Source organism: Haloarcula sp. CBA1122 (genome assembly GCF_009741785.1).
Classification (GTDB): Archaea; Halobacteriota; Halobacteria; order Halobacteriales; family Haloarculaceae; genus Haloarcula; species Haloarcula hispanica.
Genome location: NZ_WPCB01000037.1, coordinates 19,778 through 34,645 on the forward strand (window position 1 = coordinate 19,778; position 14,868 = coordinate 34,645).

The window sequence follows — 14,868 nt, forward strand, 5'->3', positions numbered from 1 at the left end:
ACGTCGTTATCAGAACCACTCGCGGGCCTTCAGGCGAGCCGTTAGCTGGACGCTCTTGCGGAGTCCGCGGCGGACGACACCGCCCGAATTCGGCACGCCCTCTCCGTCTTCGTACTCCAGTCCCCGGACGACCGTAACGGGGATCTGTTCGTCCGCCTGTCCGAACAGCAACGCCGACCCGGCGGTGAGTTCGTCTGCGACGAGGTCGACACCGCCGACCTTCGGCTCTCCATACAGGTCCGTCTGTCCGAAGTTGTTATCGATCGCCTCGATCCCTGAGCACCCGATCGCCAGATCCATCGAACCCGGGCCGGCAATTTCCGAGTCGGCCAAGACGACAGCCACATCTGCGCCAGTCTGTGCCTCGATTCCCTCGCGGAGGCGACGGGCACTCTCGTCTGGATCTTCAGGTAGTAACGTCATCATCCCGTCCGGACTGTTTGACCAATCGACACCCGCGTTCGTACAGAGTCGACCGTTCCGCTCGGTCACGAGCATCGCTGGGACCTCAGCAAGTGCCTCCTGTGCCGCTTCGGGGTCTACGGCATGTTCCAACAGCACGTCTTCGCCGACCTCTGCAATCGGGATCGCACCGATGACCTCGCTTTCGTCGTAGATGACGGCCACTTCTCGCGGATCGATGCCGGTGATGTCTGCCACCCGGTGGTCGCGGTCAGTGACTTCGACCTCGTCGGCTTCAACGAGTCGGTTCTCGGCGAACGAGACGACCTTCGCGGTGACGACGACGATGTCACCGTCTGTCAGGGGATACTCTGCAGCCGCTGTCTCGACGATCCGGTCGACGAGGTCGTCGTTCGGTTCGACTTGCCCGATATTAAGTCCGTGGAACGTTAGTTCCGTCATCAGTTGAAGATCGGAAACAGCACACTTCAACGCTGAGACGATTGCACATCGCTGGGAATAGACGAGACGTTCTTCGAAACGTGTCCCACTCAGTGTACCGGCGGTATCGGGCAGTCGACGGAACGTAATCACGTCGCACCCACACGGCAGGCGGCTTTATTGGTGCAGGCTGTGTATCGATTCCTGTATGCCCGAAGAAGTCCTGTTCAAGTCAGAAAGTGATCAGAGCCGAGAAGAGATCGCATCGTACCTCCGGAAAGTCGCGGATAATCTCGACAGCGGAAACGCTATCAACCTGAAAGCAGGCTCCGAGTCCGTAACGCTGGATCCCCCTGCCCGACCGACCTTCGAGGTCAAAGCCGAACGTGAAGGGCCGGCAGACAATATGACGGAGCTAAGTGTCGAGTTCGAACTCGAATGGGACGAAAATGATGGCGAGGAGGGCGGCCGAAGTGGTCAGTTAGAAATCGAGTAATCACGCCAACACACGCTGGGAAGTCGATTCAGCGGAACCTATCTAAAACAAATGAAGTCGCTGTGCTGTCCGGTCTCTTTAACTCTTCCTCCTGTTTCTGTCTGGGGGACTGCGTTTACGATACAATCTCTTGGATGTAGAGGTGGGCGTACGCGCTCGCCCACACGATTGAAAGTAGGTCTCCAACGCTTGTAGAGAACACACGCAAAACAGGCGTCACCGAAGCGACGCCCGTCCCTATCTCGGGTAGATAGAGGTTGCTTACACTCCCGATAGCGATCACTGCGATGAGCACGAACTTCCGACGGTAGTTCGTCGTAATCTGCCAGCTAATCCGAAGTGATTTGAGAGGGCCATATTGGCCGATAACGCAGGCCTCCGGTGCGAACCAGAACTTGAACAGCAAGCCGAGAAACGGCACGGCAAAAACGAGCCCACCCACCGCCGCAACGACGGGAAAGCCAATTATATCTGCGGGGTTTCCCGGAATAGCGCCAGCAAAGAGGAGTAGTGGCAGAAACAGAAAGAACGGAACCGTCATTACAGAAAAAACGATAAGCAGTGTTACGCCAATCAACGCCGGTGTCCGGGTGATACTCCGATGGACTCCTTCGCGTATCGTTACAGAGTTATCAGTCAGTTCTCCGGCGACAATTGTTCCCACATAAGCTCGAATCAATATTATGAACACAAACGCCGTCAGAGCATCGAATACGCCGATTACAGGCATCGGGAGCCCGTTGATGATGTCCGTCTCGAGAAGTCGGTTGGCCAAGATAGTCACACCCGCGAAGGCGATGATCGAGGGGTAGGAGCGAAACAGGCGAACGGACCAGACCAATGCATCAAGGGCGGTCCGATTGGTGGTCGTCGTCTCGATGTTTCGGCATTCGAGACAACCACAGCCATCGATATCTTCCCGTGACTTGATCGTTGGTGCCACGTCACACTCGCTTGTGTCGTCACTGGTAGAAGCGCTTCGGACTGGGGGGTCGGTGTGTTCGCTCATTCGGCAGTGAGGAACTGTGAGACGGATTCGCCGATAGCGAGTAAAACCGAGGGGGGACCAAGCAGCGAAGCGAACGATTTGAACGCACGTTTGAGACTCGGGCGGTCGTCCTCAGTGCCGAGGAAGAGGAGTGTCGGGTCCTCTGATACGACGTATACACTCATCTCACGGCCTTTCTCCGAATAGCAGGTGTCAGTCACTTCGATTACGCTAGCCGATTCGAGATTCTCCAAATGATAGTGAACGTTCTGCAGGCTCTGGCCGAGTTGCTCAGCGATCCGTGCCGGTGTCGCTGGCGTTTCGTTGAGCAGTTGGAAAATCTCGTACGCAGTCTCGGAGGACAACGCTTCGATTACCTCCCGTGTCGTGTCGTCATCGAGACTCAAGATAGCGGGGTTATCACTTCGTTCGACGGCGGCGTCAGTTTGTGTTGGAAGAAGTCGTGCCATGTGTGTGAGTAGCTGCTGTGGCTGGAGCACGGGATCTGACCCGGCTGGTTGCTGTTCGAAACTATCGGTTGTAATTGTTGGTCGGTGTTTATGTTGATTCCGGGACAGCAGTCAATCGCAAGTAATAGGCCGTGTAGACCGTATAAAAATACGCGAAGCCGACTGAAGACAAAGCGATCCCAAGAGGGAGCAAGACGGTCATCGGAATCCCTATCTCAATCGGTAATACGTCAGCCGGTCCAGCGTCCGTCAGCGTCAACCGGACGAGATATTCGGGGATGAAGAAGGCGTTCAGCAGGACACTCCACGCCAGCGAGAATCCAACGACGCTTCTGAGATTTGAGCGGACGAGTGCAACACTTTTTCGGAACGCATCAGTAACACTCTCGTTCTCGATGACAATCGCAGTGTCGTAAAACTGCACGAACATAATGACAACGAGGATGGACAGCAGCCAGATGAGTATAGATCCGACGCCGGCGACGAAGGCAGCCATCTCGTTAATTGGGGCGAGTGCCATCGATCCGATACCGAGGATGAACCCGATAAATCCGAGTCCGACAGCGGTCCCGAACACGATAAGTATGAACAACACAGTTGCGAGGAGAAGTGGGAAATAATGTGTTCGCCCTTCAATGAAAAACTGGGTGAACGACGCGTCTACTCCTTCGATTGCGGTCTGTGCGGTGCCGATGAAGCCACCGAGAACGAACGGGAACACAATGAGCCATACGAGAGAGACACCCGCTGACAGTAGTGGTGATTCGATCAGATGATCCACGTACTGGAGTTGACTTACGGCCCCGATGAGGAGCCCGGCAACGAACAGGATCGGGTTTTCTCGGAGGGCAGCGGATCCGTCTTTGAATGCGGAGACTGTCACCATTGTGTTCACGAATTACTGTCGTCGGGTATTAGGTCGAGCGTAGTATCAAAATCAGATTTGAGCATTTTGAACGGTAGTACAGGCGACGAGTACCGATCTCGCCAACGCTCGGTGGGGTAGTCATCGAGCCACCTTCTGGTGGCGGGACGGTGGAGCCTCTGCAGTTGTCGGATGGATAGACTGTAACTCTGAATCACAAGTATTTTTGATACCAAGCACGTACTGAATAGTTGGGTTCTGGTCCCCCACTCCACTTCCCCCCTGAATCGTATCCGATTCACCGATCGGCCCGGATCCAGAACCCGTTGTCGTAGATGACGGCTTCCAATGGTGTGTAGCACGCCGCTCCCCCCAGCTGCACATCATCTCCCCAAGCCTTTGCTGCTTGGACCGTCGGAGTCGTGCAAGCGTGTCTCATTGAAGTTTATCGTTGAGTGAGTTGTGTAATCGGAAAATCGACAGACAGCGTGGGGGTGACACAAGCGTTTTCGTGGCCACTCGTATCAGGAGCAAGTGGGTTCCGTGCCCTGTCCAATTCCATTGGACTCACCCATCCCATCGATTGTTTCAGGGTAGAGCCCGTCGTCGAAGTAGACGACTTCGGATGGTGCGTTGCAGACCGCTTCTCCCACCCCTATCCACCATTCTGCTGGTGTACACAGCGGAGCCACGGGGTAGTGTGTACGTCCAAGTGCGTACGCCACTGGAACATCGGTAGGGTGGTAGAGCTGGCCACTATTGTGAATGGGTTGATGCGTGGTATTTGCTACCGTGGTTCCACAAAGGCTATTTATGTGGCGTCTGTCACAACCGAGTGGGTTCTGGTCCCCGCTTCGAGCTCCCCTGACTGCTGGTCGTCTGACTGGGTTTCCCGGGTCCAGAACCCAGCCGTGCCTCTGACATAGCAAAGTGGTGGGCGCTACGCAAGGTGCCCATTGCAGCCCACCATTTCCCTCCAAACGAACGGGCAAATATCAGTTCCTATCTCTCCTCACAGTCGTCGACGCTAGCCACCATGTGAGACTGCGTCCTTTCGAATCCGAGCTTTTCGTAGAAGGCGATGGCTCGCTCGTTGTCTACGTGCGGATCGAGACTGAACTCCTCACATCCGGCTTCGCGTGCCCAGTCTCTGAGACGGTCGAACAGGTCCTCAGCCAGTCCGGTTCCACGATACGGTTCGCCAACGTAGATGTCACAGATGAACAGTCGGTCGGGGCGGTCGAAGACACTCGGCGCTTCGTCGACTTCGGCCGCGATATACCCGGCAAACTCACCATCAGCATCGGCGAGTGGAGCCTCGTCGGTGAATCCATCGACGGCGATCCACGTTCGATACTCCTCCGAATCGAGTCGATCGACGCGGAACGGGAGTTTCTCCGCGACGAGGTCGACGTCGTCGGCGAGTGAGAACGTATCGACAGTCCCTTCGAGTTCGCGGTAGTACGGTAGCCAGAGTTCCTCGATAAAGCGCCGGACAGCAGGCTCGTTTGCTGAGAGTTCCACGATCTCCATACCTGTCCGGACCAGTCGCGCCACTTATTTGTTGTTACTCTCGGAGTGACGATGACTTTGAGAGCAAGAAAGCTGATTGGCGGAGCGTATCCAACGGCAGAGCCAATAGAAGGAGCACCTGTCTCTGCACCTGCTGATGGATGTTCTGCTCATTTGCTGCGTGCTCTCTCCCCGAATCGGTGAGACAACAGTATGACTCGGTCGAGGACCACGAACGTCACCCCAGACTTGAACCGGTCCATCATTTAGGACTAACTGACAAATCCTTTGATTGCCTTGAAAAACAGTGTCTCGTTGACGCGTCCCTCTTCTATGGACGGTCAATATGGCCTTCTCACGGAGCCGATGTTCTGTACAAGTAGATGGCACAGAGGGCGAGGATGGCCTCAGCTACCTTCGCTGCGACGGCCAGCGGATTCAGGTTCCCCTGCATATAGAACGCGTCAAAGCTGAACCCCTGGAACACAAACAGTGCGAGAATGGTGACAATGGCGTATCCCGCAGCGACAAGGTACAGCTCGGGTCGCCAGTACCGGCTACTGTACAGGAGGACCCCGCCAAGAAATCCAAGCCCATTCAGAATAAACAGCGTCCCCAATGTCTGACTGAATCCCATGACCTGTGGACCGAGCAGTAAGTGGATGCCAGCAGTGGTAAGCGTAGCTACGATTGCGAGGTACCCCACTGGATGCGATGGGAGTGTAAAAAACGAGTCTTGCCGTTGTGTCGATTGAGCAACCATACTGAGTAATTGTCACTGAAGTGTATTAAATCCATGTGAGTTTTTCGACATTACGGGAGCAGGCAGAACGGATATGATCGGCTGCGTTCCTGGTTCAGCACTGGGTGTAGGAAGTTATCTGTCCGTTCGACTGTCCCATCGAATGCGGAGACAGGCCAGTACATCAGCACAATCCACTACCAGTACTGTGTCCGAAGACCGTATCTTCCCCAGCGGTAATACGTCCCGTTTTCTGCAGGAGTCCCCTGGCCCCTCATTAGCAATCGCAACCCGAATCGCTGATTCGATCTCGATTTATCAACTCTGGCCGTGACACTCGGATGAGACAATCGGAATGATATTCTGTTTCCTGTTGGAACACGATCCTACGGATGGTCTCCCGTCGAACAATCGCGCTCCTCCTCGGATCGGCGCTTGTGATTGGTTATGTCCAGTATGATACCGTCTCTGGACCCTTCAAACCTACACTGACTGTGGAAAACAACGACACGACAGCGTATCAACTGTCAGCGTACACTGTCGAAAGCAGAGAGCAGGCGATGTACCTGAATTTCGAGGTCACGACCAGAGATGGCGAACACAGGCTCAAGACGCTCTCGCAGTTGATCTGGCCGGATGGGGATCGAAACGTCACACTCGCTGATGATGGGGTCCCCACGCAACAGATCACCATCGCTCCCGGCGAGACGGTGACGACCACGATTGATGGGTGGACGCGTGGGGACGTGACAGTGTACCTCGCGAGAAAGTCGCCGATAACGGGACGCACGTCTACACTAGAATACGGACGTGTCCCAGAACTGGTCAGGAACACAGTTTGACCGTCGAGGAAGCTGGAACCAGTGGTAGCGCAACCTGTGCCTGAGTGATGCGCTAGTGACGATCCACAACAGCGAGACCGCTCACAAACGTATTACCGCCTCTCGCCCGGGCGTGCATCCCTCGATTCGATCTGGTTGGCCGGGATCGCCGCTGTCCCACGAGAGCCGGTCGAAAAGACGGTTCCGATCGCCACAGAGTGGATCGGTGCCACTACCGCAGTACTCAGAAACCCGCCGGCGACCGGCACGGTCGCGAGACCCCAGTAGGCGAGACCAATGACGATGATGAGGCCGCCGATGGTCATGCCCTGACCTTGTGATCGATGATAGCTCTGCCTGAGTGCCGTCACAAAGCCACGTCCGGTGACTAGCAACGCCGGAAGCAGGAACAGACGGGTCAGAACGAACAGAGCAACCGCCAACAGCAGCAGTCCGAACAGGAAACCAGTGATATCCACCGAGAAACCGCCCAACAGCTGCGGGATGGAGACGACCGCAGCCAGCGCGATAAGATACCTGCTCAACGCACGGGGACCTGAGTGGGTATCGAGGACTCGTGTAATCGTCACCCAACCGGCGATCCCGACTGCGAGTGGAACGAGGGCTTCGAGCCCCACAGCCCAGAGGAGATACCGTGTTTCGAGGTCGACCAACGCACCAACGTGTCGGGCCGTTCGTGCAGTCCCTTGCGGGAACACTGCGTAGTTGACACTGACCGATTGACTGAGCGCGTCGGTTGGTGCCATTGGAATTGAATCGTGCTGGCGAAGCCAGTCGACGAGTGCAACCAGCACACCAACGACGGCGAATGGGACAGCGAGCACAGGGTCGCGACGAATGCGCCCGAGCGCGGACTTGAGAACGCCCAGAGTAGACAGTCGAGGCGTCGGGGATGGGTGTCCAGGTGAAGACACCCTTTCGCTTCCAGCCCCCTCTTTTCGGGGCACTATGCTTCCTCCAGTGCGAGAACTCGGCCACGATTCGCCAGATACAGCATACCATCCCCGACCATCGGTGGCGAGAGGGGTACTTCCGAAGGATGGTACTCGAACTGTTTCTCACCCGTGGCGACGTCGAACGCTTCCAGTGCCCAGAGTGAGTCCACAGCGTAGACGCGACCGTCAGCGACAACCGGCGTCGTTTTTCCGTCGAACGGAACTGTCCACCGTGTCTCGCCGGTTGCCAGCGAAAGCGCATGCAGTTCCTCCCGCTCATCGGCAACGAATATCGTCCCGTTGGCTACCGCTGGCGTGCTGTCGGTCACATTCCCGTCGAGGTTGCGTTCCCACAGGAGTGCGCCGTCGGATCTGGTTCGCAACTGAACTGACTCACGCGTCTGAATGACGACGCCCTCGTCTGTCGCCACTGGCGGCAGAACTGTCATCTCTTCGAGTTCATGGTGCCAGTGTTGCTCACCAGTATCAGCACGATACGCAGTGGCCTCTTGTGGCCACGCGGTGACGAACACGAGGCCGTCGTCCACCGCGGGTCTGTTGTACGTCCCACTGACCGCCTCGTCTTTGTGATGGGTTTGTTGCCACAGGATCTCCCCACTGTTCGGGTTCAGTGCTACGATTGAGTTCGTCCCAGGTAGTGCCGTGTATATCGTCCCGTTCGCAGTGACCGGCGTTGTTGACTCGGCCGGCCCGAAGAAACCGGGCGTCGGCGATTGCGGTCCTGTCCATCGCTCGCCGCCGACACTCATATCTGTGAAGGGAAGTTCCCGTCCGCCATTGGCGTTAAGCCCGTAAACCCCATCTGACCCGGTTATACCGAGTGTCTTCGTCTGATAGATCGAGGCTGGGGCAATCGCTGGAGTTGAGTGATACGGCCCCTGGAAGCTGAATCGCCGCTTCCCAGTCTCGGTATCGAGCGCAAGGAGTCCGTTGCCACCGACGTATAGCGTCTTCCCACGGCGGATCGGTTGGGTACTCCCCCGAAACCAATCCGGGGCCTGGTGTGTCCACGCAACCGCTACATCGTCTTTTGGACCTGATACTTCGGGATTGTGCCCGGTTCCGGGAGGATCGTACCGGCCCATCGGCCAGTCGGAGGGTGACTGACTACCAATACGTTTCTGCGTATCGAGAGACGTGAAGTCAGCTGAACCGGTAATTCCCAAGGCGGCTAATCCCAGAAATCGACGTCGTGAGGAGGGCATCTACTCGCTGGTTTATCACAAGCAAAATTATCGCTGTCGGTCTTTTCGCCGGGTTCACAAGCGGCTGAGTTTCGATGAGAAGCGCTCTTTTCGTAACCCAAATCTGTTCGAATACCAGGCGTCGATCCAAACGGTGACTGACCACCCCAGGTAGTTTTCACAGTACTCTGGATACAGGGTTTTGTTCTGGATGTGAACCCGGTGTAGGGCTGTTTACCCACAGCAGTTCCACGATTGTCTGGGTGTACTGCAACCGCTTTCGAGCCTATAGCTGAGTCTACCCTCCAGTACAGTTATCAAAAATACTACGCTGAAGACTCGGAATGCACTCAATTTCGGTCCAGCTATTGACTAGTGACCCGACCGCGTAGTCCCAAAGACCATGTACTGACCTCCAAAATACCAGCCAGAGATGCCACCTGACCGGCTCCGGAGTATCGTCCCGATGTTCGGCGGCGCAACGAACTACGTCAAGACACTCAATGCAATCCTCGAGTACGTCGACGACCAACAGCCCACTCCCGATGAACTCATCGGCTGGCACCGGGGACACTTCGAACGAGTTTCGAGCCGGGACTCGATACAGCGCCGGATCGACTATCTCGAAGATGTCGGCTTTATCGAACGCGACGGCCACCACTGGCGACTCGGCCCGGAGGGTCCCACCTACATCGCTGAGCAAACGACCGAAACGCTCCTTGAAATCATGTGTCGCCGGAACGTCGGCCTCCGGAGCCTGCTGTACTCACTTGTGCCCGCTCCGATGACAATCGAAGAAATCGGGCACCAGCAACTCAAGACGCATACAAGCTTGGGCTGGGATCCGGCCAACACGGACATGGCCAAACAGCGGGCAAACTGGCTCCGAAGCCTCGGACTCGTCCACAAGGACGGCCAGCAGTATGCCCTCACAGATGAGGGCCGCCAGTTCGTTGAGACCGCCGTCGAGCAGTGGGCTGGGTCTACCCCACAGGCCGATGCACCTACCACAGATACTCCGACGGTAACGACCTACGAAACGACGGTTCAGGCCCGTGCAGTTGATCCGGAGTTCCGGGAGACAGTCCTCGTCCAGTATGATAAGACCTGCCCGATATCCGGCGTTGACCACCGCGGGCTGTTGGATGTCGCTCATGTCCTGCCCTGGAGCGACTACCCACAGCACCGGGCGGATCCCACCAATGTCCTCCCACTCAGCAAGATTCACCACGCAGCTTTCGACCGCGAACTATTCACTATCGACCGCAACTATCGGCTGCACGTCAATCCCGACTTCGAGACCGACAGCGACCTGCTGAAACAGACAATCGTCGACCGAGCTGGTGAGTCAGTCCCCCAGCTGGACGGCAACGTCGCACCAACGTATCTCCGGCAGCACAATGACTCTCTCGATTGGGTGACGAATTAATCGGAGCGAAGACTGTGCCTGACGTGTACTTCTCGAACGCTTTCGCGGGGGAGGATACCACAGCACAAAACGGATTCAACCGGGCTTCAGCGGTCGATAACCTCGCCGTCCCCAACAGCTAGTTCGGATTCGAGTTCGGCGATCAGTTTCGTTCCCTCGGCATGGAGTTCGTTCGCCCGTTCCAGCGAGACGTCCCCGTTTTCGAGCTGTTCGATAATCTGTTCGAGCCGGTCGGTCTTGTCGGCGATTGTCTCGTCTTTCATAGTGGAAGCAGGATGTACAGGAGCAGAGCCACAACAAGCAGGCCCAGAGCGAGCAGGACGAGCAGCAGCCGTCGACGCTGGCGGCGATAGGCTGTGGCCTCCTGTTTCCGTTTCCGCTCCTGATCGTACTGGGTGCGTGCTTGCTCTAGCCGGTTCTCAAGATCGGTCAGTGCATCGCGAACGTGCGTGTCGTATGCGCGGTCGAGTTCGCCTTCGAACGAGGACAGGTCCGATTCGGCGGTCCGTCTGTAGGCGTGGGTGAGTCGGTCATCCATCGTCTCCAGCGTCGTCTCGACGGTCGCTGTGTAGGCCGTGTTGAGACGCTCTTCGAGTGTGTCCAGCTCCGCGTCGAGGGTTGTCCGCTCCGGAACGATGTTGCCTACCTCGGTCGGCGTCATCACCCGTCTGTCGGCCACTTCGTCGGCCAGTGTTCGGTCGTTCTCGTGGCCGACCCCAACTACGATTGGCGTCTCGGTTTTGTGGATAACACGGCAGAGCGGCGTTTCGTTGAACACCCGGAGGTGCTTGTCGGACCCACCACCGCGAGTAAGCACGATAACGTCGATCAGCGGGTCGTCATCGAGTTCGCTGATCGCACCCATGATCGACATCATCGCATCGTCGCCCTGAACGCTCGTGTTCTGGATGACGATATCCACGTCGGGATACCGCTCGTGGACGCTGGTGATCGCATCCATCCGGGCATCGCTTGTCGCACTGGTGGCGATTCCGATCCGTTCTGGAAAGTCCGGCAGGGCTTGCTTGTGCTCCGGATCGAGCAATCCATCCGAGTCCAGCAGTTCCCTGTTTTGCTCGTAGATCTGCTGGTACGTGCCCTCACCGACCGCCACGATGTCTTCGACGATGACGGAGACGTTGCCCCCGTCTTCGTAGTACGACAGCGAGCCTTTGACAGCTACCTGCATCCCATCCTCGATTGTGGTGTCGATTGTCGATCGTTTGTACCCAAAGAGCACGCAGTGGATCGTCGAACCCTCGTGGACCAGATCGAGGTGGACGTGGTCGCTTGAGGACACACCATAGTCGGAGACATCACCGATGACGTAATCGAAGGCGAGCTGGTCTGCGCTCTCGACGACTGCGCCGATATCCTCGTTCAGCGTATCGACGTAGGTGATTCGCTCCGTTTGGAGTGCTTCCTGCAGTGTCTCCAGCGACGTGTGCGTCGACTCCGGCTCCGAACCCATTCGACTCCTCTGTAGTGCGGTTGTGTACTTAAGCCATGGTACTATCTTGTGACAGCGATCCGGACGACCAGACGCGGCCAGCCAGCGGTGTGCCCTGACCGCATTTTGTCGATTTGTGTTGCCTCTTGAACTAGATGATTGAACCAATTGATTGAACCAGTTGATTGAATCGGTTAGTTGAACAAGTTGCTTGAATCAGGAAAATCAATCAATAGGTTATTTCAACTGAAGGCTATAACAACCAGCTATGCTCTCATACAGCACTTACAGCGAGGCCGGCGGCGTCGGCAAGACGACGACCGCCGCGAACCTCGCCGTCGCACACGCCCGCGCCGGTCTCAAACCACTGGTCGTCCCACTAGATCCGCAAGAAGGCAATCTCTCGCGGCTATTTGGCGTCGACAAGGACCGCTCGAAGAACATCGATCATCTCGCCCGGCATATGATCAACCGGCCCAAAGGTGACTTTGAGGATCTCATCGTCACCGCTGAACACGGCGTCGATGTCATCCCTGAACACAACCAACTCGCCGATCTCAGGGACTGGCTCCGCCGCGAACAGGACCAGGCCGCCGCTGTCGGGGATGCGTTCAATATTCACGCCGCGTTACTCAGCACGCTCGCCGATGCTGGCGTTCGTGACGAGTACGATGTGCTGATTTGTGACCCGCCGGCGACGGAAGGCCCACACCTACACAACGCTATCAACGCCACACGGTCGTTGGTTATCCCAGTCGAACCGAGCGCGAAGGGTCAAGCCGCTGTTGAGGGGTTGGAACAGCTCGTTTCCGGGCTTGAAGACACGCTTGAAATCGATGTAGGCGTCCTTGCGGCCGTCCCGGTCGGCGTGAAAGGGACGAACGACCAGAAGCGCGTCCTTAGCGAGATCCCGTACTCGACACCAGAAATCTTCGGCGACCGTACCTCGCTAATGGAAGGGTCGTGGGCACAGCAGTGCTCGGCGTTCACGTATGTCCGAGACCATCGCGACCGTCGACGTGACTACGAGGTCGAAACGCTAGCACAGTACGACCGATTGGCTCGCTACCTCGAAGCGCAAGCCGAGATCGAAGCCCCGAACCCACCGGAACCCGGCGCTATCGAGGAGGTGGCGTAAATGGCGGGCATGAAAGAAGGCCCCGGAGAGGACCCGTTCGCCGAGGAGACGACCGACGAGCAAGACGACCCAGCGCCGGACCCAACACCTGAAACGACAGCCGAATCTCCGTCCGAATCCGAAAGCGATAGCACCGACAACATGAGTACAGACGAAATCCCGTACGTCATTCGCCGACAGACGGTCAAAGAAGACCGCGATAACGAACACGTCGCGTTCCTCCGTGACGAATACGCCGAATTAGAGGACCAAGTGAGGGGCGACGTGGCCGATGAACTCGGTATGCGCTCAAAAGATGTCTCGGTGACGGATCTGCGCGAGGCGTTCGTCGAACTGGCGGCAGAGAATCCAGACACTGTGGCTTCAATACTGGAGAGTTGGGGCTACGAGCATCTCAAGTGACCAAGACCAGACACTATCGAATACGCTGCTCGCACAAAGCAATGGGTCGCAGATCGAGTGGATGACCCACCGGTCGCGATTCATTGCGGCTACCGCATATACTGCTTGCCGTTCCTCTCCCTCATGTATGCCCACAGGAGTCCTATCAGGACGACAATAACGGCGATAACTCCAAGTTTAACGAATTGTATTGGGGCAAGCAAAGGGAAGTCAAATTCGGGACCGAGGAGGTGGAACGCGATTCCGGGGACAGTAATAAGTGCCTCAGTTCGAGTTCCGGTCCAACCTTGTGACGGCATGAACGCAACTCCGGCGAGGAGAGCCCCATAGATGATGAACGGCAGTTGGTAGACCAAATATACGAAGAAGAATCCGCCACCCGACATCGTAAAGAGCCGATAGTACTGCCCCTCATAGGCAATCACATACTGACCCTTTCCGGGGTTGATCGTATCACTGTAGAAGAAACGGTCCGGAAAGTCTTCATGCCCATAAATCGTGTAATGGCCGTCGGGGGATTCGATGGCTCGTCGAACAGGGTCTTGCGCGGAGTTTGAGAGATTATCATACTGGAGTACCGGACTGTTTTCATTGATGTCAGATTCCTCGATAGGCTCAGTAGTGAAGTCTGCCTCCTGGCTCCAGTCCAACATAGTAATTGGAGCACCGATGAGTGAAGCTGCAACTATGAGGGCAAAGATTGAATGGACCAATCGATAATTCATGAGTAGGGTATCTGGAGAAGGAAATAAATGTCTTGTCTGTATGACTAATACAGCGACTCATGCAGGTCGAATTGACCGGTGAGTACGAGCACTCGCCAATTGTGACAGTCGATAATACGTTGACGCTGCTGAAGAAGAATGGAATCGGAAAGTGAGGTACTCCGTTCGGGTTAGCGCGGCGTCTGAGTGGCTACACTATAGTACCATTGGAAATCAATGCACACCTGATCGCACGGCGGCAGTGCGATCAGTGTGTACATCGTTTCAATCGTTACTATGGCTGGTGCCTCAGAACCACTCTGAATTCGTTGCCTGTACACAAGACCGACCGTTTGGAGAGCAATTTGAATCCGTCTCCATTCGTTGATTCGGCTGAAACCACGGATCACAGTCCTGTTAAACCCACTGTAGTCTCAACTTCCAACGCAACAATCCATATAGCGATGTGTGCTTGAAAGCGATATTTACCAAACCACCGTAGAGACATAAGTCCAGTACAAGCCACCCGCATCGACGGCTATCTGTTCCCCTCGGAACGCTCGAAAAACGGCCACGTCGACGGAGCCACAATCGCAGGATAGTTCCACGACCTTGCCGAGAAGGCCGAGTTCCAGAAGAGATTGACGGCGTCGCACGGAAGTCGCACATGGGCCGGCGGTTCTGGTACGATGCGTATTCGCGAACCACGCAGGATCTACTGGAACACGTCCAAGATATCGCTGGCGAGCAGGGTAGTGCAAGTGCCAAAGTCGTGTCTGATGACTATCTGACCGATGAACGGAAGCGCGAACTCCGCGTGTGGGAACTTCCGGTATTCGACCTAGGG

General features: G+C 56.3%; 16 protein-coding genes and 1 pseudogene. 6 read left to right on the forward strand and 11 right to left on the reverse strand.

The genetic code is table 11. From position 1 onward, the window contains the following. Window positions 1–9: 9 nt before the first annotated feature. The gene (locus GJ630_RS14015) at window positions 10–864 is read right to left on the reverse strand and encodes a coenzyme F420-0:L-glutamate ligase (RefSeq protein WP_225308212.1); all 855 of its coding nucleotides are present in this window, start codon (window positions 862–864) and stop codon (window positions 10–12) included. Between the two features lie 187 nt (window positions 865–1,051). Here GJ630_RS14015 and GJ630_RS14020 point away from each other — a divergent pair, with 187 nt between their 5' ends. Next, the gene (locus GJ630_RS14020) at window positions 1,052–1,339 is read left to right on the forward strand and encodes an amphi-Trp domain-containing protein (RefSeq protein WP_050007339.1); all 288 of its coding nucleotides are present in this window, start codon (window positions 1,052–1,054) and stop codon (window positions 1,337–1,339) included. 115 nt (window positions 1,340–1,454) lie between these two features. Here GJ630_RS14020 and GJ630_RS14025 read toward each other — a convergent pair whose 3' ends face one another. From GJ630_RS14025 to GJ630_RS14045, 5 genes are all read right to left on the reverse strand, one after another. After that, window positions 1,455–2,282, reverse strand: a complete 828-nt coding sequence (locus GJ630_RS14025) for a hypothetical protein (protein ID WP_371727622.1) — start codon at window positions 2,280–2,282, stop codon at window positions 1,455–1,457. Between the two features lie 62 nt (window positions 2,283–2,344). After that, window positions 2,345–2,797, reverse strand: coding sequence for a helix-turn-helix domain-containing protein (locus tag GJ630_RS14030; protein ID WP_191450103.1), 453 nt, complete (start codon window positions 2,795–2,797; stop codon window positions 2,345–2,347). An 88-nt stretch (window positions 2,798–2,885) separates the two neighbouring features. Continuing rightward, on the reverse strand, window positions 2,886–3,683 hold the full coding sequence (locus GJ630_RS14035) for a hypothetical protein (protein ID WP_023842926.1): 798 nt from the start codon (window positions 3,681–3,683) through the stop codon (window positions 2,886–2,888). Between the two features lie 981 nt (window positions 3,684–4,664). Next, entirely contained in the window at window positions 4,665–5,195 is a 531-nt protein-coding gene (locus GJ630_RS14040) for an N-acetyltransferase (RefSeq protein WP_191450105.1), read from the reverse strand. A gap of 334 nt (window positions 5,196–5,529) precedes the next feature. Beyond that, the gene (locus GJ630_RS14045; protein WP_191450107.1) at window positions 5,530–5,937 is read right to left on the reverse strand and encodes a hypothetical protein; all 408 of its coding nucleotides are present in this window, start codon (window positions 5,935–5,937) and stop codon (window positions 5,530–5,532) included. A gap of 371 nt (window positions 5,938–6,308) precedes the next feature. Here GJ630_RS14045 and GJ630_RS14050 point away from each other — a divergent pair. Next, window positions 6,309–6,802, forward strand: a pseudogene (locus GJ630_RS14050) (hypothetical protein). Between the two features lie 48 nt (window positions 6,803–6,850). Here GJ630_RS14050 and GJ630_RS14055 read toward each other — a convergent pair. Continuing rightward, on the reverse strand, window positions 6,851–7,582 hold the full coding sequence (locus tag GJ630_RS14055; protein WP_014030820.1) for a hypothetical protein: 732 nt from the start codon (window positions 7,580–7,582) through the stop codon (window positions 6,851–6,853). Between the two features lie 122 nt (window positions 7,583–7,704). After that, window positions 7,705–8,463, reverse strand: a complete 759-nt coding sequence (locus tag GJ630_RS14060) for a PQQ-binding-like beta-propeller repeat protein (RefSeq protein WP_197427654.1) — start codon at window positions 8,461–8,463, stop codon at window positions 7,705–7,707. 868 nt (window positions 8,464–9,331) lie between these two features. Here GJ630_RS14060 and GJ630_RS14065 point away from each other — a divergent pair. Continuing rightward, window positions 9,332–10,327: an HNH endonuclease gene (locus GJ630_RS14065; RefSeq protein WP_079980785.1), complete on the forward strand. Its 996-nt coding sequence runs from the start codon at window positions 9,332–9,334 to the stop codon at window positions 10,325–10,327. 86 nt (window positions 10,328–10,413) lie between these two features. Here the strand turns inward: GJ630_RS14065 and xseB are convergent, their stop codons facing one another. Together xseB and xseA are read right to left on the reverse strand one after the other, a co-directional pair. Continuing rightward, window positions 10,414–10,590 carry an exodeoxyribonuclease VII small subunit gene (gene xseB, locus GJ630_RS14070; protein WP_050007341.1) on the reverse strand — a complete coding sequence of 59 codons (177 nt, stop codon included), beginning with the start codon at window positions 10,588–10,590 and terminating at the stop codon, window positions 10,414–10,416. Next, the gene (gene xseA / locus GJ630_RS14075; protein ID WP_191450111.1) at window positions 10,587–11,798 is read right to left on the reverse strand and encodes an exodeoxyribonuclease VII large subunit; all 1,212 of its coding nucleotides are present in this window, start codon (window positions 11,796–11,798) and stop codon (window positions 10,587–10,589) included. Before xseA ends, xseB begins: the two co-directional genes overlap by 4 nt. Before the next feature lie 247 nt (window positions 11,799–12,045). Between xseA and GJ630_RS14080 the strand changes: the two genes are divergently transcribed. Next, a complete protein-coding gene (locus GJ630_RS14080) occupies window positions 12,046–12,915 on the forward strand; it encodes a ParA family protein (RefSeq protein WP_191450113.1) in 870 nt (289 codons plus the stop codon). Window positions 12,916–12,924: 9 nt separating this feature from the next. Beyond that, window positions 12,925–13,317, forward strand: coding sequence for a hypothetical protein (locus GJ630_RS14085; protein WP_225308210.1), 393 nt, complete (start codon window positions 12,925–12,927; stop codon window positions 13,315–13,317). An 89-nt stretch (window positions 13,318–13,406) separates the two neighbouring features. On the opposite strand, the gene GJ630_RS14090 is transcribed toward GJ630_RS14085, so the two are convergent. Next, window positions 13,407–14,042 (reverse strand): hypothetical protein, encoded by a 636-nt coding sequence (locus GJ630_RS14090; RefSeq protein ID WP_014030828.1) that lies wholly within the window; start codon window positions 14,040–14,042, stop codon window positions 13,407–13,409. 646 nt (window positions 14,043–14,688) lie between these two features. On the opposite strand from GJ630_RS14090, the gene GJ630_RS19765 reads away from it, so the two are divergent. Next, a partial coding sequence (locus tag GJ630_RS19765) for a glycosyltransferase (protein ID WP_191450115.1) occupies window positions 14,689–14,868 on the forward strand: 180 nt, incomplete at its 3' end.

What these genes read in the sequence shown, in the direction of transcription:
- GJ630_RS14015 (WP_225308212.1), bottom strand. Translation starts at nt 864, where the DNA reads ATGACGGAACTAACGTTCCACGGACTTAATATCGGGCAAGTCGAACCG.
- GJ630_RS14020 (WP_050007339.1), top strand. Translation starts at nt 1,052, where the DNA reads ATGCCCGAAGAAGTCCTGTTCAAGTCAGAAAGTGATCAGAGCCGAGAA.
- GJ630_RS14030 (WP_191450103.1), bottom strand. Translation starts at nt 2,797, where the DNA reads ATGGCACGACTTCTTCCAACACAAACTGACGCCGCCGTCGAACGAAGT.
- GJ630_RS14035 (WP_023842926.1), bottom strand. Translation starts at nt 3,683, where the DNA reads ATGGTGACAGTCTCCGCATTCAAAGACGGATCCGCTGCCCTCCGAGAA.
- GJ630_RS14040 (WP_191450105.1), bottom strand. Translation starts at nt 5,195, where the DNA reads ATGGAGATCGTGGAACTCTCAGCAAACGAGCCTGCTGTCCGGCGCTTT.
- GJ630_RS14045 (WP_191450107.1), bottom strand. Translation starts at nt 5,937, where the DNA reads ATGGTTGCTCAATCGACACAACGGCAAGACTCGTTTTTTACACTCCCA.
- GJ630_RS14060 (WP_197427654.1), bottom strand. Translation starts at nt 8,463, where the DNA reads ATGAGTGTCGGCGGCGAGCGATGGACAGGACCGCAATCGCCGACGCCC.
- GJ630_RS14065 (WP_079980785.1), top strand. Translation starts at nt 9,332, where the DNA reads ATGCCACCTGACCGGCTCCGGAGTATCGTCCCGATGTTCGGCGGCGCA.
- xseB (WP_050007341.1), bottom strand. Translation starts at nt 10,590, where the DNA reads ATGAAAGACGAGACAATCGCCGACAAGACCGACCGGCTCGAACAGATT.
- xseA (WP_191450111.1), bottom strand. Translation starts at nt 11,798, where the DNA reads ATGGGTTCGGAGCCGGAGTCGACGCACACGTCGCTGGAGACACTGCAG.
- GJ630_RS14080 (WP_191450113.1), top strand. Translation starts at nt 12,046, where the DNA reads ATGCTCTCATACAGCACTTACAGCGAGGCCGGCGGCGTCGGCAAGACG.
- GJ630_RS14085 (WP_225308210.1), top strand. Translation starts at nt 12,925, where the DNA reads ATGAAAGAAGGCCCCGGAGAGGACCCGTTCGCCGAGGAGACGACCGAC.
- GJ630_RS14090 (WP_014030828.1), bottom strand. Translation starts at nt 14,042, where the DNA reads ATGAATTATCGATTGGTCCATTCAATCTTTGCCCTCATAGTTGCAGCT.